This window comes from Pseudomonas sp. QTF5, from assembly GCF_000512695.2.
Taxonomy (GTDB): domain Bacteria; phylum Pseudomonadota; class Gammaproteobacteria; order Pseudomonadales; family Pseudomonadaceae; genus Aquipseudomonas.
Genome location: NZ_AZRW02000023.1, coordinates 34,407 through 56,612, shown reverse-complemented (window position 1 = coordinate 56,612; position 22,206 = coordinate 34,407). Strand labels below are relative to the sequence as shown.

Sequence of the window (22,206 nt, the reverse complement as noted above, 5' to 3'; positions counted from 1 at the left end):
TGATGCTCTAACAAGGGCATTTCGCTCTGAACGGCTTGCGGCTAAGATATGACGCATTAAGCGGTTCTGGTCACTTTTGGTGATTGACTCGATCGGCGCGTTTGCAGCCGTTCAGCCTTGGTCCGCGTATGTTGCCTACTCGATTGTCTTCCTCTTTACAGGAGTTTCTCGATGAACCATTACCTCACGCCTGACCTGTGCGACGCCTATCCGGAACTGGTGCAGGTGCTGGAACCGATGTTCAGCAATTTCGGCGGTCGAGATTCCTTCGGCGGCGAAATCGTGACGATCAAGTGCTTCGAAGACAACTCGCGGGTCAAGGAGCAGGTCGAGCTCAAGGGTAATGGCAAGGTGCTGGTGGTCGATGGCGGTGGTTCCCTGCGTCATGCGTTGCTGGGTGACATGCTGGCCGAGAAAGCCGCGAAAAACGGTTGGGAAGGGCTGGTGATCTACGGTTGCATCCGCGACGTTGATATCATCGCGCAGACCGATCTGGGGGTTCAGGCCCTCGCCAGCCACCCGAGGAAATCCGACAGGCGCGGGCTCGGCGATATCAACGTTGCGGTGACCTTTGCTGGCGTGACCTTCCATCCAGGTCACTACATCTATGCGGACAACAACGGCGTGATCATTTCGCCAAGCCCGCTGAAGATGCCTGAATAAAGCGCGTTTCATTAAAGGGGTGAGGATGTTCGAGGAAGAAAACGCGCAATGGGGGCTGGTACATGCCCTGGTGCTGGACGGTAAAGGCGGTGCGCGTTCGATAGCCCGGACTGAACTCGATGACTTGCAGTTGCAGTCCCATGAAAGCTTGTGGTTGCACTGGGATCGCAGTCATCCGCAAACCCAGACCTGGCTGCGTAAATACAGCGGTCTGAGTGAATTTAGTTGCGACTTGTTGCTGGAAGAGAACACCCGGCCGCGCCTTTTGCCGCTGCCGGACTCCGAGCTGTTGCTGTTTCTGCGCGGGATCAACCTCAATCCAGGTGCCGAACCGGAAGACATGGTCTCGGTGCGGATCTTCGGTTCGGCCCAGCGGGTGATCTCCCTGCGTCTGCGGCCGTTGCGCGCCACCGATGAGTTGCTGGTGCAATTGGCCGAAGGCAAAGGGCCGAGAACCGCTTCCGAACTGATCCTTTATATGGCGCAATACCTCACTAACAAAGTGCAGGATCTGGTCAGCTGCCTCTCGGAAATCGTCGATGAGGAAGAAGAAAGGCTGGATACCGACGAACGGTATACACCGGAGCATGGGGCTGTTTTGCAGATCCGTCGCAGGGCGGCTGCACTGAAACGTTTTCTGGCACCGCAACGGGATATTTTCGGTCAGCTGACGCGGATAAAACTGCCGTGGTTCGTTGAAGACGATGGCGATTACTGGAACGAATTGAACAACAGTCTGACCCGTTATCTCGAGGAGCTTGAATTGACCCGGGAGCGCGTGGGGCTGCTCCTGGAGGCCGAAGACCGGCGTCTGAGCGTGCGTATGAACCGCACGATGTACCGCTTCGGGATCATCACCGGGATCTTTTTGCCGATGAGTTTTCTGACCGGTCTTTTGGGCATTAACGTCGGCGGCATTCCGTTCTCCACCAGCCCTTATGGCTTCCTGATCGCCTGCTTGCTGGCAGGCTCGGTAGCGCTGGGGCAGTGGTGGCTATTCCGACGTTTGCGCTGGTTCTGATGATGAGTCATGTGACCCGACCAAATTTAACCGCGTCTTTCACAGATATCACGAGAGGTGCGTATGCACGATCCGTTTGAACAGTCTTTGCGTGACATGCTCAAAGCTTCGCCGTCCAGCCGTGACGACGATGCATGCCTGGGTCGCGTGCTGAAAACCGCCAACCGTCAGGTCGGTGCCGGCGATCTGTTCAGCCTGCTGGGCCGCTGGCTGCCCGCGCTGATGATCGCCTTGAATAACGGATCGGCCCACGTCGCGCCGGTTTCCCGTCTTCGTAAACCTACCGCTCGCACTGCTGATAAGGCTGATTGAATATGGAACTTGATCTCTGGACTCAGAGCCTCGTCACTGCAATGACTGCGTTATGGACCAAGGTTGCGAACTTCATTCCGAACCTGTTCGGCGCATTGGTTGTGCTGCTGCTGGGTTTTGTCGTGGCCAAACTGTTGGACACGCTACTCTCCAAATTGCTTGCCAAACTGGGTCTCGATCGCTTGATGGGCGGTACCGGGCTGACCAAGTTGCTATCCCGCGCCGGCCTGCAGGTGCCTATCTCGACGCTGATCGGCAAGATCGTCTATTGGTTCGTTCTGCTGATTTTTCTGGTTTCAGCCGCAGAATCACTTGGACTTGAGCGAGTTTCGGCTACGCTGGACATGTTGGCGCTGTATTTGCCGAAAGTATTCGGTGCTGCGCTGGTACTGCTGGTGGGTGTCTTGCTGGCGCAACTGGCCAATGGGCTGGTGCGTGGCGCGGCAGAAGGCGTAGGGCTTGATTACGCCGCGGGCCTGGGGCGAATTGCCCAGGGCCTGGTGATCATCATCAGTATTTCGGTTGCGATCAGCCAGTTGGAGGTCAAAACAGACCTGCTCAACCATGTGATCGTGATCGTTTTGATTACCGTTGGTCTGGCGGTTGCGCTGGCCATGGGCTTGGGAAGTCGGGAAATTGCCGGTCAGATTCTTGCGGGAATCTATGTGCGTGAGTTGTATCAGGTTGGGCAACAAGTGCGAGTTGGCGAGGTCGAAGGTCAGATCGAAGAGATCGGCACGGTTAAAACCACCGTGCTGACCGATGAGGGTGAGCTAGTCTCTCTCTCGAATCGGATTCTCTTGGAGCAGCATGTGAGTAGCCGCTAACCCGGCAAATCCTGCTAATGTATGCCGCCGCAAAATGCCCTGAGGGCTGCGGCGGACATTGACCTGACTGTCGGCCAGACTTGTTTTGAATAAAGCTCAATTGCTCTCCACGCGCTACGACCCCCGCGAGCTCTCTGATGAGGAGTTGGTCGCGCGCTCGCATACCGAGCTGTTTCACGTAACGCGCGCTTATGAAGAACTGATGCGGCGTTACCAGCGAACATTATTTAACGTTTGTGCACGGTATCTCGGGAACGATCGTGACGCAGATGATGTCTGTCAGGAAGTGATGTTGAAGGTGCTGTACGGCCTGAAGAACTTCGAGGGCAAATCGAAGTTCAAGACATGGCTATATAGCATCACGTACAACGAGTGCATCACGCAGTATCGGAAAGAACGGCGAAAGCGTCGCTTGATGGACGCTTTGAGTCTGGACCCCCTCGAGGAAGCATCTGAAGAAAAGATGCCGAAACCTGAGGAGAAGGGCGGACTTGATCGCTGGCTGGTGTATGTGAACCCGATCGACCGTGAAATTCTGGTGCTACGATTTGTCGCAGAGCTGGAATTTCAGGAGATCGCAGACATAATGCACATGGGTTTGAGTGCGACAAAAATGCGTTACAAACGCGCTCTAGACAAATTGCGTGAGAAATTTGCAGGCATCGCTGAAACTTAGTTCGGCGCAAATATCTCTTACGTGTAGGCAAGTTCTGATAGACTTGCCGCCGAGTTGTCCCCCGGTTTGCGGGACTGCTTCACAATCACCAGATGGGGATTTAACGGATGAAACTGAAAAACACCTTGGGCTTGGCCATTGGTTCTCTTATTGCTGCCACTTCGTTCGGCGCTCTGGCACAAGGCCAAGGCGCAGTTGAAATCGAAGGCTTCGCTAAGAAAGAAATGTTCGACAGCGCTCGTGACTTCAAGAACAACGGCAACCTGTTCGGCGGTTCTGTTGGTTACTTCCTGACCGACGACGTTGAACTGCGTCTGGCCTACGACGAAGTGCACAACGCACGTGCTGAAGATGGTCGTAACATCAAGGGCTCCAACACCGCTCTGGATGCTCTGTACCACTTCAACAACCCGGGCGACATGCTGCGTCCGTACGTATCGGCTGGCTTCTCCGACCAAAGCATTGGTCAGAACGGCAAAAGCGGTCGTAACGGTTCCACCTTCGCCAACGTTGGCGGCGGTGCCAAGCTGTACTTCACCGACAACTTCTACGCCCGTGCTGGCGTTGAAGCTCAGTACAACATCGACCAGGGCGACACCGAGTGGGCTCCTAGCGTTGGTATCGGTGTGAACTTCGGTGGCGGCTCCAAGCCTGCTGCTGCTCCAGTTCCAGCACCAGCTGAAGTCTGCGCCGACAGCGACAACGATGGCGTTTGCGACAACGTTGACAAGTGCCCGGACACCGCGGCCAACGTAACTGTTGACGCTGATGGCTGCCCAGCAGTTGCTGAAGTTGTTCGTGTTGAGCTGGACGTGAAATTCGACTTCGACAAGTCGGTAGTCAAGCCTAACAGCTACGGCGACATCAAGAACCTGGCTGACTTCATGAAGCAGTACCCATCCACCACTACTACTGTTGAAGGTCACACTGACTCCGTCGGTCCTGACGCTTACAACCAGAAACTGTCCGAGCGTCGTGCAAACGCCGTTAAGCAAGTTCTGACCAACCAGTACGGTGTTGAATCGTCCCGCGTTCAGTCTGTTGGCTACGGCGAATCCCGCCCAGTTGCTGACAACAAAACTGACGCTGGTCGCGCTGTAAACCGTCGCGTAGAAGCGCAGGTTGAAGCTAGCGCTAAGTAATTAGCTCGCAGCTCTGGAAAAGCCCGGCTTAGGCCGGGCTTTTCTTTGTCTGCGATTTGGTGATGAGGGATTTGGTTGTGAGGGGAAGGTAGGTTCAGGCTGATTGATCGGCCGCCATCGCGGGCAAGCCGCGCTCCCACAGAGATGACGTTGCACAGGCTGCCACGGTTCCAATCACCAAAATGGCTGGGCTTTTCAATTCAAAGGCGCAGGCATCTTCCTCCATCGCTGTCAGATCGCTCCGACATTCCCGTTGGTGCGGCAGGGAAGCATTTTCGATCATCGCCACAGGTGTATCGGCTGCCATTCCGCCGGCCAGCAATTGCTCGCGAATTTCACTGAGCTTCGCCACGCCCATGTAGATCACCAGTGTGGTGCCCCCTTGAGCCAGGGCCTGCCAGTTCAGGCTGCTGTCATCCTGAGTGTGCGCCGTGACCAGTGTCACGCCACGCGCCACGCCCCTCAGCGTCAGCGGAATATCGCATTGGGTCGCGCCGGCAAGACCCGCCGTGATGCCATTGACCAGCTCAACCTCGACGCCACGCTCGCGCAGCCACTGCGCTTCTTCACCGCCGCGCCCGAAGATGCACGGATCACCACCCTTGAGCCGCACCACGCATTTGCCGTGGCGGGCATAACGCAACATCAGACGATGGATGAAGGCTTGGGGCGTGGAGCGACAGCCGCCGCGCTTACCCACAGGAATAATTCGCGCGCTCGGGCAATGCTCCAGCACCGCGTCATTGACCAGATCGTCGATCAGCACCACGTCTGCTTCGCGCAACGCTCGAACCGCTTTGAGGGTCAGCAATTCAGGATCGCCAGGACCCGCACCCACCAGCCAGACTTTTGCGCTCATAGTGTTTTCCTCACGAGATGACGGCGACTGGCTGCGCAGTGGCGGCCAGCAAACGCTTGATTTCCGGGACGCAGGAGCCGCATTGCGTGCCGCAGCCCAATTCTTGTTTCAAACCCTGCAAATCCAGACCACGGCCAATGCCGGCACAGACCGCGTTCTGGCTGACGTTCATGCAATTGCACAGAGTTTTGGTGCCCGATACCGGACCGCCAGCGCCGCCCGGTGGTGCACTCAAGGGCGCCAACAGCCAACGGCGTAGCTGTTCGTCGGCGCGACCTTCGAGCCACAGGCTTTGCAGCCAGTGCTGAGCGAGGGTTTCACCGGCCAGGCGAATCGCGGTGATCCGACCGTTCTCGATCCGTACCCGTTTGCCGATCGAGCGCCGAGGATCGTCGTACGCCAATACCGGGCCTGCGTTGAGCCCCAGACATTGATCGATATCACGCAATAGCTGTGGATCTGGCGCGGTGGCGCTGGCGGCGCGTATCAGCAGTGCAGGGCGTTCACGGCCGGTCAGGCTGAGGCTGGCGTAGGAAAACGCCTCGCAGAGCGGTCGTAGTGTCTCCAAGTGCTGTTGAACATCACCTTCTATCAGAGCGAAAAGCTGCCAAGGTAATTGCACAGGTTCGAGGCGCACACCGCTGTGTTTGAGTTCCGGTTGTTTCGACAATGGGTCGAAGGCGGGAAGGGTGAGGGTATTCACGCCGCCCTTGAGAAAGCGGTCGCCCCAATGCATCGGCAGGAAGGCCTGGCCCGGACGTACGCTGTTGTCGCTGCTGACCGGTACGATCACCGAGCCCCGGCGACTTTTCAGATTGATCAGATCGCCAGGTTGCAAGCGATGCCGACGCAGTTCATCCGGGTGCAGGCTCAACACGGCTTCGCTGACATGGCCGAATAGTTGCGCGGCGGTGCCGGTGCGGCTCATGCCGTGCCATTGATCGCGCAGGCGGCCGGTAATCAGGGTCAGCGGGAAGCGCGCATCGCGTTGCTCCTTGGCGGCGCGATACGGGTCGGTGACGAACTGTGCACGCCCGCTGGCGGTCGGGAAAACCCCGTCGAGATACAGCCGCGCCGTGCCTTCGCGGGCACCGGCGGGGAAGGGCCATTGCTGCGGACCGAGTTGGTCGATCAATTCATGGCTGATCCCGGACAGGTCGAGGTCGCGGCCGCGAGTCAGGTGTTTGTATTCATCGAAGACCTGCGCCGGGGTTTCAAAGGCAAACAGGCTGGTTGCTCCAGGGCGCAGATGTTTTTCCAGGCGCTGTGCGAAATCCACGGTGATCGCCCAGTCGGGCCGTGCTTCACCGGGTGCGCCAATGGCCTGACGGACGTGGGAAATGCGCCGTTCGGAGTTGGTGACCGTGCCGTCCTTTTCACCCCAACTGGCGGCGGGCAGCAGCAGGTCGGCGAACGCGGCGGTTTCGGTGGTCCGAAAGGCTTCCTGCAACACCACGAATGGGCAGGCTTGCAGTGCCGCGCGTACAGCGGTTTGATCCGGCAGCGACTGGGCAGGGTTGGTGCAGGCGATCCACAGGGCTTTGATCTTGCCGCTACGCATCTGCTCGAACAGTTCGATGGCCGTCAGCCCGGTGTTTGCGGGCAGTTGATCAACGCCCCAGTAGTCGGCAACTTGCGCGCGGTGGTCGGCATTGGCCGCTTCGCGATGGCCTGGCAGCAGGTTCGACAAACTGCCAGTTTCCCGGCCGCCCATGGCATTCGGCTGACCAGTCAGTGAGAAAGGTCCTGCACCGGGCCGGCCGATTTGCCCGGTGGCCAGGTGCAGGTTGATCAGTGCGCTGTTCTTCGCGCTGCCGGCGGTGGACTGATTCAGCCCCATGCACCACAGCGACAGAAAGCTGGGTGAAGTGCCGACCCATTCCGCGCATTGCTGCAATTGCTCGACGCTGATGCCACAGAGTTGCGAAACCATTGTCGGGGTGTAATCGCGCACCAGGTTTTTCAGCTCGGCCAGGCCTTCGGTGTGGGCCTTGATGAAATCGCGGTCGACCCAGTCTTCCCACAGCAACAGGTGCAAAATCCCATGGAACAAGGCGACATCGGTGCCGGGCAGAATCGCCAGGTGCAGGTCAGCCAAATCGCAGGTGTCGGTGCGCCGTGGGTCGATGACGATGACTTTCATCTGTGGGCGGCGGGATTTTGCTTCTTCCAGGCGACGAAAAAGGACTGGGTGGGCGTAGGCCATGTTGCTGCCGACGATCATCACGCAGTCGCTCAACTCCAGGTCTTCGTAGCTGCAAGGCGGAGCATCGGCACCGAGGCTGCGCTTGTAGCCGACCACCGCAGAAGACATGCACAGCCGTGAATTACTGTCGATGTTGTTGGTGCCCACCAGCGCCCGCGCCAGTTTGTTGAAGGCGTAGTAATCCTCGGTCAACAACTGCCCGGAGATATAGAATGCGACACTGTCCGGGCCGTGCTCGGCGATGGTCTCGGCGAAGACGCTGGCGGCGTGATCGAGAGCCGTGTCCCAGTCGGTGCGGCTGCAGGCCAGGCCTTTGCCGAGGCGCAATTCCGGGTACAACGCCCGTGCTGCCAAGTCGCCGGTCAGGTGCAAGGTCGAACCTTTACTGCACAATTTGCCGAAGTTGGCCGGGTGCGCGGGATCGCCGCTGACGCCGAGGATGCGCTCGCCATCGTGCTCGATCAGCACGCCGCAGCCGACCCCGCAATAGCAGCAGGTCGAGGCGGTGATTTGCTTGTCCATCAGCTTGCTTCCCGTAGGGCCAGCAGTACCCGGCCGTTCTCGACCCGTGCCGAATGATGATGGGCGCAGCCGACATCCGGGGCCAGGGCCTCGCCGGTTTGCAGATCGATCTGCCAGTTGTGCAGCGGGCAGGCTACCCGTTTGCCGTAGATCAAACCCTGGGACAGCGGCCCGCCCTTGTGCGGGCAGCGGTCATCAAGGGCGAAAACCTCATCGTCGCTTGTACGAAAAATCGCAATGTCGCCTTTCGGGCCGGCGATGATCCGCGAGCCCAGTGCGTTGATTTCTTCCAGTGCGCAGATATCCAGCCAGTTCATACCGATACCTCCAGGTTCTTCACGGGAATGACCTCGAATTCTTTTTTCAGCAGTGGCTGTTCGAGGCGTTCCTTCCAGGGGTCCTGTTCCAACGACAGGGAGAACTGCAGGCGATCGTTCAATGCCTTGCGCCGCTCCGGGTCTTCCAGCACTGCTTTCTTGATGTATTCCATGCCGACCCGTTGCAGGTAATGCACGGTGCGCTCGAGGTAGAAGGCTTCTTCGCGATACAGCTGCAGGAACGCGCCGTTGTATTCGCGCACTTCTTCGGCGGTTTTCAGCTTGACGAAGAACTCCGCGACTTCGGTTTTGATCCCGCCATTGCCACCGATGTACATCTCCCAGCCGGAATCTACGCCGATAATTCCGACGTCCTTGATCCCCGCTTCCGAGCAGTTGCGTGGGCAACCGGAGACGGCCAGTTTCACTTTGTGCGGCGACCACATGTTGAACAGGTCGTGCTCAAGCTCAATGCCCAGTTGCGTGGAGTTCTGGGTGCCGAAGCGGCAGAACTCGCTGCCGACGCAGGTTTTCACGGTGCGGATGGATTTGCCGTAGGCGTGACCGGAGGCCATGTCCAGGTCTTTCCAGACGCCTGGCAGATCCTGCTTTTTGATCCCCAGCAAGTCGATGCGCTGGCCGCCGGTGACTTTGACCATTGGCACGTTGTACTTGTCGGCCACATCGGCGATGCGCCGCAGCTCTGAAGGATTGGTCACACCGCCCCACATCCGCGGGACTACAGAGTAAGTGCCGTCTTTCTGGATGTTGGCGTGGGCGCGTTCGTTGATCAGACGCGATTGCGGGTCGTCCTTGGCTTCGCCCGGCCAGGTGGAAATCAGGTAGTAGTTGAGCGCCGGACGGCACGTGGCGCAACCGTTCGGGGTACGCCAGTTCAGGTAGCTCATGGTGCCGGCAATGCTCAGCAGGTGCTGGTCGCGGATGGCTTGGCGGATTTGCCCGTGGTTGAGGTCGCTGCAACCGCAGATGGCTTTTTCGCTTTTCGGTTTGACGTCCGCCGCACCGCCCACGGTATTGATCAGGATCTGCTCGACGAGACCGGCGCAGGAACCGCAAGAACTGGCAGCCTTGGTGTGTTTTTTCACGTCATCGACGCTGAACAGACCGTGTTCCTGGATGGCCTTGACGATGGTGCCTTTGCACACGCCGTTGCAGCCGCAGACTTCGGCGGTGTCGGCCATGCTCATGGCCTTGTCCTGGCCTTGGTGTCCTACGTCACCGAGGGCGTTTTCGCCGAACATCAGGTGATCGCGGATCTCGCCGATGGCATGGTTCTCACGGATCTGCCGGAAATACCAACCGCCATCTGCCGTATCGCCGTACAGACAGGCGCCGACCAGCACGTCATCCTTGATCACCAGTTTTTTGTAAACCCCGCCGATCGGGTCGGAGAGGGTGATGGTCTCAGTGCCTTCGCCGCCCATGAAGTCGCCGGCGGAAAACAGGTCGATGCCGGTGACTTTCAATTTGGTCGAAGTCACCGAACCCTTGTAGGTGGCGAAGCCCAATTGGGCGAGGTGGTTGGCGCATACCTTGGCCTGTTCGAACAGCGGCGCGACCAGACCGTAGGCGACTCCACGGTGGCTGGCGCATTCGCCGATGGCGTAGACCCGAGGGTCGTAGGTTTGCAGGGTGTCGTTGACCAGAATCCCGCGGTTGCACGGGATGCCGGATTTTTCCGCGAGTTCGGTGTTTGGGCGAATACCGGCGGCCATCACCACCAGGTCGGCAGGGATGATGTCGCCGTTCTTGAACTGCACCGAGCCGACCCGGCCATTGCCGGCATCGTGCAGAGCCTGGGTCTGTTCGCACAGACGGAAATGCAGGCCACGGGCTTCCAGGGCGGTTTGCAGGAGTTGGCCGCTGGTTTTGTCCAGTTGCCGTTCCAGCAGCCATTCGCCGATGTGCACCACGGTGACGTGCATGCCGCGCAGCATCAGGCCGTTGGCGGCTTCAAGACCCAGCAGGCCGCCGCCGATGACCACGGCGTGCTTGTGGGTCTTGGCGGTGTCGATCATCGCTTGGGTGTCGGCAATGTCGCGATAACCGATCACGCCCTGCAAGGTATTGCCGGGGATTGGCAGGATGAACGGGGTCGAACCGGTGGCGATCAGCAGGCGGTCGTATTCGGCCTCGGTGCCGTCTTCGGCGATGACCCGGCGTTTGACCCGGTCGATCTCCACCACTTTGCGGTTGAGCAGCAGCTTGATGTTATTTTCCAGGTACCAGTCCAGATCGTTGAGCACGATCTCTTCGAACGTTTGTTCGCCGGCCAGTACTGGCGACAGCAGGATACGGTTGTAGTTGGTATGGGGTTCGGCGCCGAAGACCGTGATGTCGTACAGCTCATTACTCAGCTTGAGCAATTCTTCCAGGGTGCGAACCCCGGCCATGCCGTTGCCGATCATCACCAGTTTTAGTTTTTTCATCAGGTTCTCCGGGGAGCTCGGGCCTGCCTCATCAGGGCATTCAGGCCTTGCTCGACAAAATTTTGCGCAAACAAAAAAAGGCGTCCCGCTAGTTAACTAGCGAGGACGCCTTTGTCCTTGTCCCGTTCTCTCGGGCAGCGCAGCCTTCTACGTTGAAGGCCGGGCTTTATGTATGTTGGGAAAGGTAATGCAGTGGTTGTGCCAAGTCGCACAAATGCCGAATTTATGGGCTCTCAGCGTGGGAGGAGGGTGTTTGCGTGCACCGGTTCAAGGCGCGATGCCCGGTTTTGAAGCAGAAAAGTCAAAAGATCGCAGCCTGCGGTAATTCCTACAGGAGATCGTGGGCACCGGTAGGAGCTGCCGCAGGCTGCGATCTTTTGATCTTTTGATCTTTTGGGTTCAGTGAAAAACTCAACCATGAAACAGCAAAAACAGCAGCACCAGATTTACCAGCAACGACACCAGTGCCAACGTCCGCCAGACTTTCAGCGGTTCGCGCTCCAGCAACGGTCTGGGGCGCACGCTCAAACTGCGACGTTCTCCCTGTTCCAGTAGCAACAACCATTCTTCCGCCGTTTCAAAACGCTGATCCGGAGCCGCCGCCACCGCGCGCTCCAGACTTTGCGCGATCCATTCCGGCAGGTCGGGCCGGTAGCGACTGGCGCTGACAGGCACACCAAATCGTGGGCGCTGGAACGCTTCGATTTCGCCGTAGGGATATTGCCCGGTCAGCAGGTAATACAAGGTCACCCCGACCGCATACAAATCCTGTTGTGGCGTCGGCGGGTCACCACGAAAGGCTTCCGGCGCGATATAGCTGGGCGTTCCGGGCAGCGCGCAGGCTTGATCTTCGGACAGCCCCGGGCAGTAGGCTAGGCCGAAATCCAGTAGTCGCAGCTCACCGTCGTCCCCCAGCAGCAGGTTCTCCGGTTTGATATCGCGATGCAGAATTTGCCGTCGATGCAATATGCCTATGGCCCGCAGCAAGCGTTCGGCCAGATCCAGCCATTGAGCCAATGGCAGTGTTCCCACGCGTTGATGCAGCTCAGCCAGGGTAGACCCGGAATATTCACGCATCACGTAGTACAAATGCTGACGCTGACTGGCGGCATGGACTTCAGGAAAATGCCGCCCGGCCACACGCTTGAGAAACCATTCCTCCGACAACAATGCCTGCCCCGCCTGGTGATCGTCACGGAGCGCACCGGGCAAGGTTTTCAGCAGCCAGGGCTGTTGTTGTGCGTCGCGCACCCGGTAGAGCAGCGATTGCTGGCTCTGGCCGAGGATCCCTTCGACCTGCCAGCCTTCGAAGGTCTGGCCCGGCTTCAGCGCAGGCGGGAGGGGCCATTGCTGCAGATGAATCAGTGCATCGCCGATGCTGGTTTCACCGAGGGCATCGACCCGCACCAGCAGGGCGCTGGCGTTGTCCTGACTGCCGGCCAGGTGCGCGGCGCTGACCAGGGTCTGCGCGGCACTGTTCAGGTCAGGCTGATCGCGCAAAATGCCCGCAATGGCGGTGTCGCCCAGCACGGCCCAGATGCCGTCGCTGAGCAGTACGAAACTCTCGTTCAGGCGCAGTTCACCATCGAGAAAGTCCAGCACCAAGTGTTGATCCAGTCCGAGGGCCCGCTTGAGCACATGTTGCATGCCCGGCTGGTCCCAGACGTGATCCTCACTCACCCGTTGCAGCGTATCGACGTGCCAGCGATAAACCCGGCAATCGCCCACATGCGCCAGGGTAAAACGCCGGCCGCGCATCACCAAGGCACTGACCGTGGTCAGCAGCGGTTGCCCGCCACCGTTAGCCTGCAACCAGCGATTTTGCGCCAGTAGCAGACGGTCCAATGCCTGGGCGACGCCCCAGGTTTCCGGGGTGGCGTAGTAGTCCAGCGCCAGGGCCTGCAAGGTCGAACGGGCGGCGAGCCCGCCATCGGCACATTGGCTGACGCCGTCGGCGATGGCGAACAGGTAACCCTTGCTTGCCGCCAGCGCCGGGGCCGGAGTGACCAGGCGCAGAGCATCCTGGTTCTCCTCGCGGGGGCCGATGGCACTGTGTTCGGCAAAGCTCAGTTGCAGGCTCATTCAGTTCTCACACCCGAGCAGCGGTGACGGCTGCCGAACCCCAAGTGGTTCTCCAGCGACGTTTCACACCATGCAGACCGAACCAGGCAAGTACGCCAAGGCTGGCGAACAACCACAACGCCAGTTGATAGCTGCCAGTGCTTTGCTTGATCGCGCCCATGCCGGCTGCCAGTGCGAAGCCACCAATGCCGCCGGCCATGCCGATCAGCCCGGTCATCACACCGATCTCCCGGCGAAAACGCTGCGGCACCAACTGGAATACTGCGCCGTTGCCTGCACCCAAACCGAGCATGGTGCAGACGAAAAGCGCCAACGCGGCGTAGGAGCTCGGCAGATTGAAACCCACTGCTGCAATGCAGAGCGCTGCGACGGTATACATCGCCAGCAAGGTGCGAATCCCGCCGAAACGATCCGCCAGCGCGCCGCCCAACGGACGCATCAGGCTGCCACCGAACACACAAGCAGCAGTGTAGTAGCCGGCGGTCACCGGGCTCAGGCCGTATTGGTCGTTGAAGTAGCCGGGCAGGGCGCTGGCCAGACCGATGAAACCGCCGAAGGTCACACTGTAGAAAAACATGAACCACCAGCTGTCGCGGTCACCCAGGGCCTTGAAGTAGTCGGACACGGACTTGGCTTTCGGCCGCTCGGGGGCATTTTTAGCGAGCCAGGCGAAGACGATGATGGTCAGGATCAGCGGAATCAGGGCGAAGCCGAACACGTTGCTCCAGCCAAACGCGGCGGCCAGCACCGGGGCGATCAGTGCGGCGAGAACGGTGCCCGAGTTACCGGCGCCGGCGATGCCCATCGCTTTGCCTTGGTGCTGCGGCGGATACCACTGCGACGCCAGCGGCAGGGCAACGGCAAAGGACGCACCGGCCATGCCGAGGAACAGGCCCAGCAGCAGTGCTTGCTCGTAGCTGTGGATGCCGTGTTTCCAGGCGACGAACAGGGCGCAGATGACGATCACCTGGCCGATCAGTCCGGCAGTTTTGGGTGACAGGCGATCCGCCAGCATGCCCATGATAAAGCGCAACACGGCCCCGGCCAGAATCGGCGTGGCCACCATCAGCCCGCGCTGTTGGGTGGTCAGCTGCAAATCGGCGGCGATCTGCACCGCCATTGGGCCGAGCAGGTACCAGACCATGAAGCTCAGGTCGAAATAGAGGAAGGCTGCGAACAGTGTCGGGGTATGGCCGGATTTCCAGAAGCTTGAATTCATCGCGCACCTCAGCTGTCAGGCGTATCAAGAAGGAGTCATGAGCTTGCAGGTGGGGCGCCACAAAGGCCGCGCCACCGGCCCCGGTCTCTGGGGCCAAAACGGAAAAACGCCGCTACCCGATCCGCCAGGGGGCGAATGAGGTGAGCGACGTCTTTGTCGTAGGTGGGGCAACCGCCGTTGGTTACCTTGCAGGGATTTACTTAGCGAGATTTGTGCCAACAATCGGTGGTTGTGGCTATAGAGGTTGTTGTGGCGAGGGAGCTTGCTCCCTCGCCACAGGGGTAAGGCAGTCAGCCCAACAACTCACTCATGGCAATAATCTGCTCCGCCACCTGTATCAGCTTCTGCTGGCGGCTCATGGCTTGGCGGCGCATCAGGGTGTAGGCCTCTTCTTCATTGCAGTCCTTCATCTTCATCAGCAGCCCCTTGGCCAGTTCGATGCGCTTGCGCTCGGCCAGTTGCTGGTCGCGGGCGTGCAGTTGCGCGCGCAGGGCCTGGTCGCTTTCAAAGCGCGCCATGGCCACGTCGAGAATCGGCTGCAAGCGTTGTGCGTGAATGCCCTCGACGATGTAGGCACTGACGCCGGACTTGATCGCCCGGCGCATCACGCCGGGGTCGTGCTCGTCGGTGAACATCACGATCGGCCGCGGCTGGTCGCGGGTCACCAGCACCACTTGCTCCATCACATCGCGGCTCGGTGACTCGGTATCGATCAGGATCACGTCCGGACGCACCGTTTCGACGCGCGCGGGCAGGTCAATGGTCAGGCCGGACTCGTCGATGACCTCGAACCCGGCTTCGGTCAGGGCAGCCTTCAGACGCCCGACTTTTTTCGCGGTGTCGTTGATCAGCAGGATACGCAACATATTCGCAGGCTCCTGTCAGCGGCTGGCGAGAAGGGGAGCGCTGCCGCTCATGGCGTGCAGCGTGAAGCTGCGGGCATAGCCGGCCGGGTCCGAGCCGTCCCAGACTTTGCCGTCGATCAGTTGACTGCTGCGCATTTCCTGACTCCGGGCGGGCACACCGACCCCGGTGGCGGCCTCACGGTATAAGTCTAGTTGCTGGACCTGACGGGCCACGCCGAGATAGTCCGGGTCGCCACGCAACAAACCCCAGCGCCGGAATTGGGTCATGAACCACATGCCATCGGACAAATACGGCAGATTGACCTCGCCGTCACCGTGGAAACGCATCGCGTGCGGGTCTTGCCAGCGATTGCCCAGGCCATCGGCGTAGTCACCGAGCAAGCGTGGTTCGATGCAATCGAGCGGTGCATCCAGATACTCAGGCGCACTCAACAGTTGCGCGGTGCTGCGGCGATTTTCGCGGCTGGCTTCGATGAATCGGCTGGCTTCGAGGATCGCCATCACCAATGCCCGTGCGGTGTTGGGGTATTGCTCGACGAAGGCGCGGGTGCAGCCGAGGACTTTTTCCGGGTGATCGGGCCAAAGGGTCTGGCTGGTGGCCATCGTAAACCCGAGATTCTGTTGCACCGCGCTGGCAGCCCACGGCTCGCCGACGCAGAAACCGTCGATGCGCCCGGCTTGCAGGTGCGCGACCATTTGCGGCGGCGGCACCACCACGCTGTCGACATCCTGCAACGGATGAATGCCCTGACTCGCCAGCCAGTAATACAGCCACATGGCGTGGGTGCCTGTGGGAAATGTCTGAGCGAAGGTCAGTTTTGGGCGACTTTGGTGCACATGTCGGTCCAGTGCTTCAGGACTGGTCACGTCCAGGGCTTGCAAACCGTGGGAGAGGTTGATGCTCTGGCCGTTCTGGTTAAGACCCATGAGTACGGCCATGTCGGTGGAGGCTACGCCGCCGATGCCCAGGTGCACGGCGTAAATCAGACCGTACAGGCTGTGGGCGGCGTCGAGTTCGCCGCTGACCAGTTTGTCCCGTAGGTTGGCCCACGACGTCTGGCGCTTGAGATTAAGGGTAAGGCCGTAGGGCTGGGCGAAGCCCTGGGTGGCGGCGACCACCACTGAAGCGCAGTCGCTCAGGGCCATGAAGCCGAGATTGATTTCGGTTTTTTCCGGGGCATCGCTGCCGTTGACCCAGGCCAGTGGGCCGGCTGTGGTTTCATTCATGCCTGAACACCTTCCAAAAAAAAACGTCGTCCCAGGCTTTCGCGTGAGCAAAGCCTTGTGACGACGCCTTTGTCTTTCGACTCATCCCGTCGTTGGCATGAGTGCTGATGACAGGGGCAGTGCAAGGCATATGCCAGCTGCGTCCCATCAGCATTTCATCAGGATTCGATACGCCGCGTCTTTCATCCTGTCGACCACATCAACCAGGTTGCCAAGGAGACCGATGTGCAGATCGAACCACTTTGTGCCACAGCGTTCCCTGAAGTTCACCTCGACGAGCGTCTGTTGCATCTACGCGTCGTCGAAAACCCCGTGCGTCTGGCCTCTGCGAATTCTGCGGCGTGCTGTTGGCTGCCAGTCGGTTGGGAAGGCCTGATCGCGCTGGATCGAGTGATCCACGTGAGCGGCGGTCGCGTTGAGGTCATGAAGTTGTCCGAAGCGCCTCTGGTGAAATTACAGGTCTTCTTCGATGTGAGCAGTGCGCTGCACGATCAAGGCACATGCGCGCAACCGTGGGCCACCTTGCCAGTGGCTTATGAAACCCTCCAGTCCAATAAAGCCCTTGAGCGCTGGTACATCCAGCAGGCGCTGGGCGGTGGTTTGCCCTATCGGACCTTCGCCAGTCAGTTGCGCCACAACGAAAGCTACGGGTTGGTGCGGTTTCTGTTGGAGCAAGGCAGTCACAGCGAAAAGTTGAGCGCACTGGCGCAGCGCTATGGCGTGTCGGTGTCGCACTTTCGACGCCTGTGCCGCCAGGCGCTGGGCACTGCGGCCAAGCCAGCATTGCGCGGTTGGCGCACGGCCCAGGCGCTGCTGAACATGAACCTGAAGAACGGTTCGCTGACGGATGTGGCGCTGGAGTTCGGCTTTGCCTCTTCTTCGCATTTTTCCAAGGAAGTTCGTGAGCTGATGGGTTTCTCGCCCAGCAGCCTTGCGGATATCACCTACCTTTCAAGCAAGTGAGTCGATGAGCGTTCATTCCGTTGCGCTGCGTTTCGTACCGATACTAATGAGCTCCGTATTGGTTTTCGTCCCTATTTCCGTGCAGGCTCAAGCCGAGACTTACGTGGCGCGTGAGCAGAGCGTGCGCACGTTTTTCACAGAACTGTCGGGGCCGCTGGGCAAGCCGGTCATCGTCAGCAAGGCGGCCGCGGCCAAACGGATTTCCGGTGAATTCGACCTGGGATCGGCGCAAACGACCTTAGAGCGGATCACCGCCCGGATGGGCCTGATCTGGTACAGCGATGGCCAGGCGATCTACGTGTATGACGCCGCCGAAATCAAAAGCTCCATGGCGTCGCTGCAAACGCTTTCAGTGGCCAGGCTCAAGTCATTCCTGACGCAGTCCGGATTGCATGACGCCCGTTATCCATTGCGCAACGATGGCTTGCGCACCTTCCACATTTCCGGGCCGCCGATCTATGTCGACCTGGTGCTTCAAACCGCACACTTGATGGATAACCAGCGCTCTGACTTGTTATTGGGCAAGCAGCAGATTGGCGTTATTCAGGTACAGAACACCTTTGTAGGTGATCGCAAATACGAGCTGCGCGATGAAAAGGTGACCATCCCCGGACTGGCGACGGTGATCGAGCAACTGCTGCGTGGCGAGCAGGCCGAGGTGGAACCGCTGATTGCACAAACCACAGCACAGAAGTCCTCAGGGTTGATGCCGGCGTTTCCCCTGGAAGGATTGGCCACTGCGCCTTCAGCCGATGACCCGACGGCCCCGCGGATTCTTGCGCGGGAGGCGGCGGCGGGGAACATTCGAGTGGTGGCCTACCCCGACACCAATAGTCTGCTGATCAAGGGGCTGCCGGAACAGGTGCGCTTCATCGAGAACCTGGTGAGCGCTTTGGACACCGCCAAGCGTCATGTGGAGTTGTCGTTGTGGATCATTGATTTGCACAAGGACGAACTCAACCAGCTGGGCATCGAATGGCAGGGCTCGTTGAAGGCGGGCGGACAGTTTGCGGCGTCGCTCAATGCGGGCTCGGCGACCACGCTTGATGGCGCATCTTTCGTGACCAAGGTCATGGCGCTGGAGCGTACCAGCCGAGCCAATGTGGTCGCGCGACCGGTGATTCTGACCCAGGAAAACGTGCCGGCGATCTTCGACAACAACCGGACGTTTTACGCACCTTTGGTTGGCGAGCGCAGTGTCGACCTGCAACACGTGACGTATGGCACGTTGGTGAATGTGTTGCCGCGTTTCGCCCAGGCGGACGAAATCGAAATGTCGCTCAACATCGAAGACGGTAACGAAGTCGAGCGCCCAGACGCCGGCGAGCAGCCGAACGCTCTGCCGATGGTCGGCCGCACACGCATCAGCACCGTGGCGCGGGTGCCGCCGGGCAAAAGCCTGTTGGTCGGCGGTTTTACCCGGGATGACCACAGCGAGCAGGTCGGACGGATTCCGGTGCTGGGTTCGATACCCTGGATCGGTCGCCTGTTCAGCTACCGGCAGAGCCGCTCGGCGAATACGGTGCGGGTGTTTCTGATCCAGCCCAAGGAAATTCGCGCGGCATGGGAGCCGGAAGCCGTCGACCCGGGTACTCGCCTGATGACACCGGAGCAGCATGAACGCGTGCGTCGGGCCTACTTTCGCGCGGAACAGAAGTGATGCTGCCGACCATTTCCTCGGGGGGGCGCGCGGCTCAGGCGCGGCTGAACGCCGAAAAGGCCGCAGAGCAGCCTCAGCCTCAAGCCAATGTCGACATTGATGTCGAGGAAAGCGGTACGGTTGCGCTCACGCAACGCCTGGTGCAGATCAGCGATGAAATGTCGGCGGCCATGGCACAGTTCCGGAGCCGGCGGCATTTTGAGCTCAAGTCCGAGTCCTTGACTGACAGCTTCGAAAGGGTGCTTGAAGACGACACCGTGCCCAAGGCCCGGCAAGTGCTCAGTCTGGCGCGCCTGGCCGACAGACCCGTTGCCTGGTTGCTGCAGATGGCACGCAAACTGTTTCCCGACGACAGTGACCTGGCGCTGGTGCTGCGTGAGTTATTGCGCCGCAAGAAGCTCGATGCAGGCACCCGCCAGCGACTCGAAACCCTGCTGCAAACGGTGATTGACCAAGCCTCGCCCAAACGCATGAAAGCCGGAATCAACGCCGCCTTGAAAGCCAGGTTGTTCGGCGCGGCGCTTACGGTACGGGCGGGATTGCTGCGCGAAGCCTACCGTGACTTTCTGGAATCGGACGAAGGGCCGGTCAGTTGCTATCAGGACTGGATCGCTTTGTTTGGCGCGCCCCAGCGCATGAACGTACTGGCCTTCATCGAAGCGGCGCTGCTGACCGACATCAGCGCCCAGGACCCCAGTTGCTCACGCCAGGAGTTTGGCCACTTGCTGGCCAGATTGACCGGGCTCAAGCGTCTGCGCTCGGCCGAAGCTGTGTTCATCGACAGCTTGATTGGCGATCAATGGGTCTGTCGGCACAACGCTCGAGAGACTGATTGGCTGGTGTTTCTGCTGGGCCTGTTGACCTACCCCGACGAACTCGACCAGTTATTGCTCGGCGCATTGGGTGAAAGCGTCGTGCTGATTGCGCACCGCGAACGTTCAATGCTGCTGCAGGTGCTGCGAGGCGTGTGCCTGCAATTGCCACACGAATTATTTTGCGATGAAGAAGCGCCGCAACGCCTGGCGCAACAGTTCTGCCATTTGGCCGACATCGCTTTTGCTCATGAAAACATCGAACGGCGACACCTCGCCGGCGGTTCATGACGTTTCCAGGAATCTGAACTTTTCATGCTCAATATCTTTTTGCGCAACGTCAGCGCGCGCCCCGAACTGCTGATCCTGACGCTGATGGTGATGATCATCGCCATGCTGATCATTCCACTGCCGACCGTGCTGGTGGATTTTCTCATCGGCCTGAACATTGTCATTTCGCTGCTGGTGTTCATGGGGTCGTTCTACATCGAACGCATCCTCAGCTATTCGACGTTTCCGGCCTTGCTGCTGCTGACCACGCTGTTCCGCCTGGCGCTGTCGATCAGTACGAGCCGATTGATTCTGAGCCAGGCCGACGCCGGGGACATCATCGCCTCGTTCGGCGAATTCGTGATCGGTGAAAGCCTGGTGGTGGGCTTTGTGATTTTCTCCATCGTCACCATTGTTCAATTCATCGTGATCACCAAGGGGTCGGAGCGGGTGGCCGAGGTGGCGGCGCGCTTTTCCTTGGACGGCATGCCGGGCAAGCAGATGAGTATTGACGGCGACCTCAAGGCCGGCGCGATCAGTGCCGAAGAGGCCCGGGAAAAACGCAGCGTGCTGGAACGTGAAAGCCAGTTGTACGGCTCATTCGACGGCGCGATGAAGTTCATCAAGGGCGATGCAATTGCCGGCATCATCATCATCTTCGTCAACTTCATTGGTGGCATGGCCATCGGGGTCGGGCAGATGGGCATGGACATGTCCAGCGCGCTGTCGACCTATACCTTGCTGACCATCGGTGATGGTCTGGTGGCACAGATCCCCGCGCTGCTGATTGCCATCGGCGCCGGTTTCATCGTGACCCGCGTGAACGGCGATGACAACAATCTGGGCCGCAACATGCTCGCCCAAATGTTGGGCAACCCCTTCGTTCTGGGCGTGACCGCGTTGCTGGCGGTGGGCGTTGGCCTGCTGCCGGGTTTCCCGTTGATGACGTTTTTGCCGATTGCCGGCGTGCTGGGGCTGGTGGTGTTTTTCCGGCATCGCAAGGCTTCCAGGGTTGCGGGCCAGTCTGGCGAAGCGCGCGGGAACCTGCCAGCACCTGATGAAGCGAACACCGAGCTGGGTTTGCTGGACGACGTCGACAGCATCGCCACCGAGACCATCGCCTTGATGCTGCTGGTGCCGACCGCGCGCCTGGGCGAGTTGAAAGACGCTCGATTGATGGCGCGCTTTCGCAGCCAGTTCTTTGTCGATTACGGGCTGCGAATCCCCGAGCCTCTATTACGCGCCAGTGACACCTTGCCGCCTCACCAAATCGCCGTGCTGATCAACGAAGTGCGCGCCGATCAGTTCGACATCCATTTCGATCATTGGCGCCTGCTCGACTATTCACCCGACCTCGAACCCATGGGTTTCGCGCTGGTGCGCGGCACCGACAGTAACCGGTCGGGCGGCATCTGGATCAACGCCGACGACAAGGAGCGGGTGCAGCAATTGGGTTACCAACTGCGCCCGGCCTACGACGAGTGCTACCGCTGTCTGGTGACGTTGCTGGCACGCAACATCCAGGAGTTTTTCGGGGTGCAGGAAACCAAACAGCTGCTTGACGAGATGGAAAGCCGCTATCCCGATCTGCTGAAGGAAGTGTACCGCCACGTCACTGTGCAAAAGATTGCCGAGGTCCTGCAGCGACTGATCGGCGAGCGCATTTCCGTGCGCAACATGAAGTTGATTCTGGAATCGCTGGCCCATTGGGCATCGCGGGAAAAGGACGTGCTGGTGCTGGTCGAACACGTGCGCGGCGCGATGGCGCGCTACATCAGTAACAAGTTCGCCCATGGCAATGACCTACGCGTGCTGCTGCTGTCGCCGGAATTTGAAGACGTGGTGCGCAAGGGTATCCGGCAAACCTCGGGCGGCAGTTTCGTCAATCTGGAACCGGCTGACGCAGAAGAACTGATGGACCGACTCAGCGTCGGCCTGGACAGCTTGCACATTCCACACAAGGACATGGTGGTGCTGTGTTCGGTCGATGTGCGGCGCTACATCAAGAAACTGATCGAGGGGAAATTCCGTGAACTGGACGTGATGTCGTTCGGTGAAATCTCGGAAACCATCTCGGTCAATGTCATCAAGACCCTTTAAGGAAACCCGGTA

At 59.5% G+C, this 22,206-nt stretch carries 18 protein-coding genes; 10 read left to right on the top strand and 8 right to left on the bottom strand.

What is annotated here, in order from left to right:
• Positions 1 to 171 precede the first annotated feature (171 nt).
• The 6 genes from rraA (at position 172) to IC37_RS18325 (ending at position 4,641) form a co-directional block, all read left to right on the top strand.
• Positions 172 to 663, top strand: coding sequence for a ribonuclease E activity regulator RraA (gene rraA, locus IC37_RS18350; protein WP_030127933.1), 492 nt, complete (start codon positions 172 to 174; stop codon positions 661 to 663).
• Between the two features lie 25 nt (positions 664 to 688).
• Positions 689 to 1,684, top strand: a complete 996-nt coding sequence (locus tag IC37_RS18345; RefSeq protein ID WP_030127932.1) for a zinc transporter ZntB — start codon at positions 689 to 691, stop codon at positions 1,682 to 1,684.
• A 63-nt stretch (positions 1,685 to 1,747) separates the two neighbouring features.
• A complete protein-coding gene (locus IC37_RS18340) occupies positions 1,748 to 1,996 on the top strand; it encodes a hypothetical protein (RefSeq protein ID WP_007940635.1) in 249 nt (82 codons plus the stop codon).
• Between the two features lie 2 nt (positions 1,997 to 1,998).
• Positions 1,999 to 2,823: a mechanosensitive ion channel domain-containing protein gene (locus IC37_RS18335; RefSeq protein WP_007902078.1), complete on the top strand. Its 825-nt coding sequence runs from the start codon at positions 1,999 to 2,001 to the stop codon at positions 2,821 to 2,823.
• A gap of 85 nt (positions 2,824 to 2,908) precedes the next feature.
• Entirely contained in the window at positions 2,909 to 3,499 is a 591-nt protein-coding gene (gene sigX / locus IC37_RS18330) for an RNA polymerase sigma factor SigX (protein WP_030127931.1), read from the top strand.
• A gap of 107 nt (positions 3,500 to 3,606) precedes the next feature.
• A complete protein-coding gene (locus IC37_RS18325) occupies positions 3,607 to 4,641 on the top strand; it encodes an OmpA family protein (protein ID WP_030127930.1) in 1,035 nt (344 codons plus the stop codon).
• Between the two features lie 94 nt (positions 4,642 to 4,735).
• Here IC37_RS18325 and cobA read toward each other — a convergent pair whose 3' ends face one another.
• The 8 genes from cobA to IC37_RS18285 form a co-directional block, all read right to left on the bottom strand.
• Positions 4,736 to 5,500, bottom strand: coding sequence for a uroporphyrinogen-III C-methyltransferase (gene cobA / locus IC37_RS18320; protein ID WP_030127929.1), 765 nt, complete (start codon positions 5,498 to 5,500; stop codon positions 4,736 to 4,738).
• Between the two features lie 10 nt (positions 5,501 to 5,510).
• A complete protein-coding gene (locus IC37_RS18315; RefSeq protein ID WP_030127928.1) occupies positions 5,511 to 8,228 on the bottom strand; it encodes a nitrate reductase in 2,718 nt (905 codons plus the stop codon).
• Positions 8,228 to 8,545, bottom strand: coding sequence for a nitrite reductase small subunit NirD (nirD, locus tag IC37_RS18310; RefSeq protein WP_030127927.1), 318 nt, complete (start codon positions 8,543 to 8,545; stop codon positions 8,228 to 8,230). Before nirD ends, IC37_RS18315 begins: the two co-directional genes overlap by 1 nt.
• Positions 8,542 to 10,995, bottom strand: a complete 2,454-nt coding sequence (gene nirB / locus IC37_RS18305) for a nitrite reductase large subunit NirB (protein WP_030127926.1) — start codon at positions 10,993 to 10,995, stop codon at positions 8,542 to 8,544. Before nirB ends, nirD begins: the two co-directional genes overlap by 4 nt.
• A 411-nt stretch (positions 10,996 to 11,406) precedes the next feature.
• Entirely contained in the window at positions 11,407 to 13,077 is a 1,671-nt protein-coding gene (locus IC37_RS18300) for a bifunctional protein-serine/threonine kinase/phosphatase (RefSeq protein WP_030127925.1), read from the bottom strand.
• A gap of 7 nt (positions 13,078 to 13,084) precedes the next feature.
• Positions 13,085 to 14,296: a NarK/NasA family nitrate transporter gene (locus IC37_RS18295; RefSeq protein WP_030127924.1), complete on the bottom strand. Its 1,212-nt coding sequence runs from the start codon at positions 14,294 to 14,296 to the stop codon at positions 13,085 to 13,087.
• Positions 14,297 to 14,586: 290 nt separating this feature from the next.
• A complete protein-coding gene (locus IC37_RS18290; RefSeq protein ID WP_030127923.1) occupies positions 14,587 to 15,162 on the bottom strand; it encodes an ANTAR domain-containing response regulator in 576 nt (191 codons plus the stop codon).
• A 15-nt stretch (positions 15,163 to 15,177) separates the two neighbouring features.
• The gene (locus tag IC37_RS18285; RefSeq protein WP_030127922.1) at positions 15,178 to 16,389 is read right to left on the bottom strand and encodes a CmpA/NrtA family ABC transporter substrate-binding protein; all 1,212 of its coding nucleotides are present in this window, start codon (positions 16,387 to 16,389) and stop codon (positions 15,178 to 15,180) included.
• Positions 16,390 to 16,614: 225 nt separating this feature from the next.
• On the opposite strand from IC37_RS18285, the gene IC37_RS18280 reads away from it, so the two are divergent.
• From IC37_RS18280 to IC37_RS18265, 4 genes are read left to right on the top strand one after another with little or no spacing between them, the layout of a single operon-like run.
• Positions 16,615 to 17,352 carry a helix-turn-helix domain-containing protein gene (locus tag IC37_RS18280; protein ID WP_030127921.1) on the top strand — a complete coding sequence of 246 codons (738 nt, stop codon included), beginning with the start codon at positions 16,615 to 16,617 and terminating at the stop codon, positions 17,350 to 17,352.
• A gap of 46 nt (positions 17,353 to 17,398) precedes the next feature.
• A complete protein-coding gene (gene sctC, locus IC37_RS18275) occupies positions 17,399 to 19,012 on the top strand; it encodes a type III secretion system outer membrane ring subunit SctC (RefSeq protein ID WP_371916334.1) in 1,614 nt (537 codons plus the stop codon).
• Positions 19,009 to 20,115, top strand: coding sequence for a type III secretion system gatekeeper subunit SctW (gene sctW, locus IC37_RS18270; protein WP_030127919.1), 1,107 nt, complete (start codon positions 19,009 to 19,011; stop codon positions 20,113 to 20,115). The genes sctC and sctW overlap by 4 nt, the downstream gene beginning before the upstream one ends.
• Positions 20,116 to 20,139: 24 nt before the next feature.
• Positions 20,140 to 22,194 (top strand): EscV/YscV/HrcV family type III secretion system export apparatus protein, encoded by a 2,055-nt coding sequence (locus IC37_RS18265; RefSeq protein WP_030127918.1) that lies wholly within the window; start codon positions 20,140 to 20,142, stop codon positions 22,192 to 22,194.
• Positions 22,195 to 22,206: the final 12 nt, after the last annotated feature.

What these genes read in the sequence shown, in the direction of transcription:
- rraA (WP_030127933.1), top strand. Translation starts at nt 172, where the DNA reads ATGAACCATTACCTCACGCCTGACCTGTGCGACGCCTATCCGGAACTG.
- IC37_RS18345 (WP_030127932.1), top strand. Translation starts at nt 689, where the DNA reads ATGTTCGAGGAAGAAAACGCGCAATGGGGGCTGGTACATGCCCTGGTG.
- IC37_RS18340 (WP_007940635.1), top strand. Translation starts at nt 1,748, where the DNA reads ATGCACGATCCGTTTGAACAGTCTTTGCGTGACATGCTCAAAGCTTCG.
- IC37_RS18335 (WP_007902078.1), top strand. Translation starts at nt 1,999, where the DNA reads ATGGAACTTGATCTCTGGACTCAGAGCCTCGTCACTGCAATGACTGCG.
- IC37_RS18325 (WP_030127930.1), top strand. Translation starts at nt 3,607, where the DNA reads ATGAAACTGAAAAACACCTTGGGCTTGGCCATTGGTTCTCTTATTGCT.
- cobA (WP_030127929.1), bottom strand. Translation starts at nt 5,500, where the DNA reads ATGAGCGCAAAAGTCTGGCTGGTGGGTGCGGGTCCTGGCGATCCTGAA.
- IC37_RS18315 (WP_030127928.1), bottom strand. Translation starts at nt 8,228, where the DNA reads ATGGACAAGCAAATCACCGCCTCGACCTGCTGCTATTGCGGGGTCGGC.
- nirD (WP_030127927.1), bottom strand. Translation starts at nt 8,545, where the DNA reads ATGAACTGGCTGGATATCTGCGCACTGGAAGAAATCAACGCACTGGGC.
- nirB (WP_030127926.1), bottom strand. Translation starts at nt 10,995, where the DNA reads ATGAAAAAACTAAAACTGGTGATGATCGGCAACGGCATGGCCGGGGTT.
- IC37_RS18300 (WP_030127925.1), bottom strand. Translation starts at nt 13,077, where the DNA reads ATGAGCCTGCAACTGAGCTTTGCCGAACACAGTGCCATCGGCCCCCGC.
- IC37_RS18295 (WP_030127924.1), bottom strand. Translation starts at nt 14,296, where the DNA reads ATGAATTCAAGCTTCTGGAAATCCGGCCATACCCCGACACTGTTCGCA.
- IC37_RS18290 (WP_030127923.1), bottom strand. Translation starts at nt 15,162, where the DNA reads ATGTTGCGTATCCTGCTGATCAACGACACCGCGAAAAAAGTCGGGCGT.
- IC37_RS18285 (WP_030127922.1), bottom strand. Translation starts at nt 16,389, where the DNA reads ATGAATGAAACCACAGCCGGCCCACTGGCCTGGGTCAACGGCAGCGAT.
- sctC (WP_371916334.1), top strand. Translation starts at nt 17,399, where the DNA reads ATGAGCTCCGTATTGGTTTTCGTCCCTATTTCCGTGCAGGCTCAAGCC.
- IC37_RS18265 (WP_030127918.1), top strand. Translation starts at nt 20,140, where the DNA reads ATGCTCAATATCTTTTTGCGCAACGTCAGCGCGCGCCCCGAACTGCTG.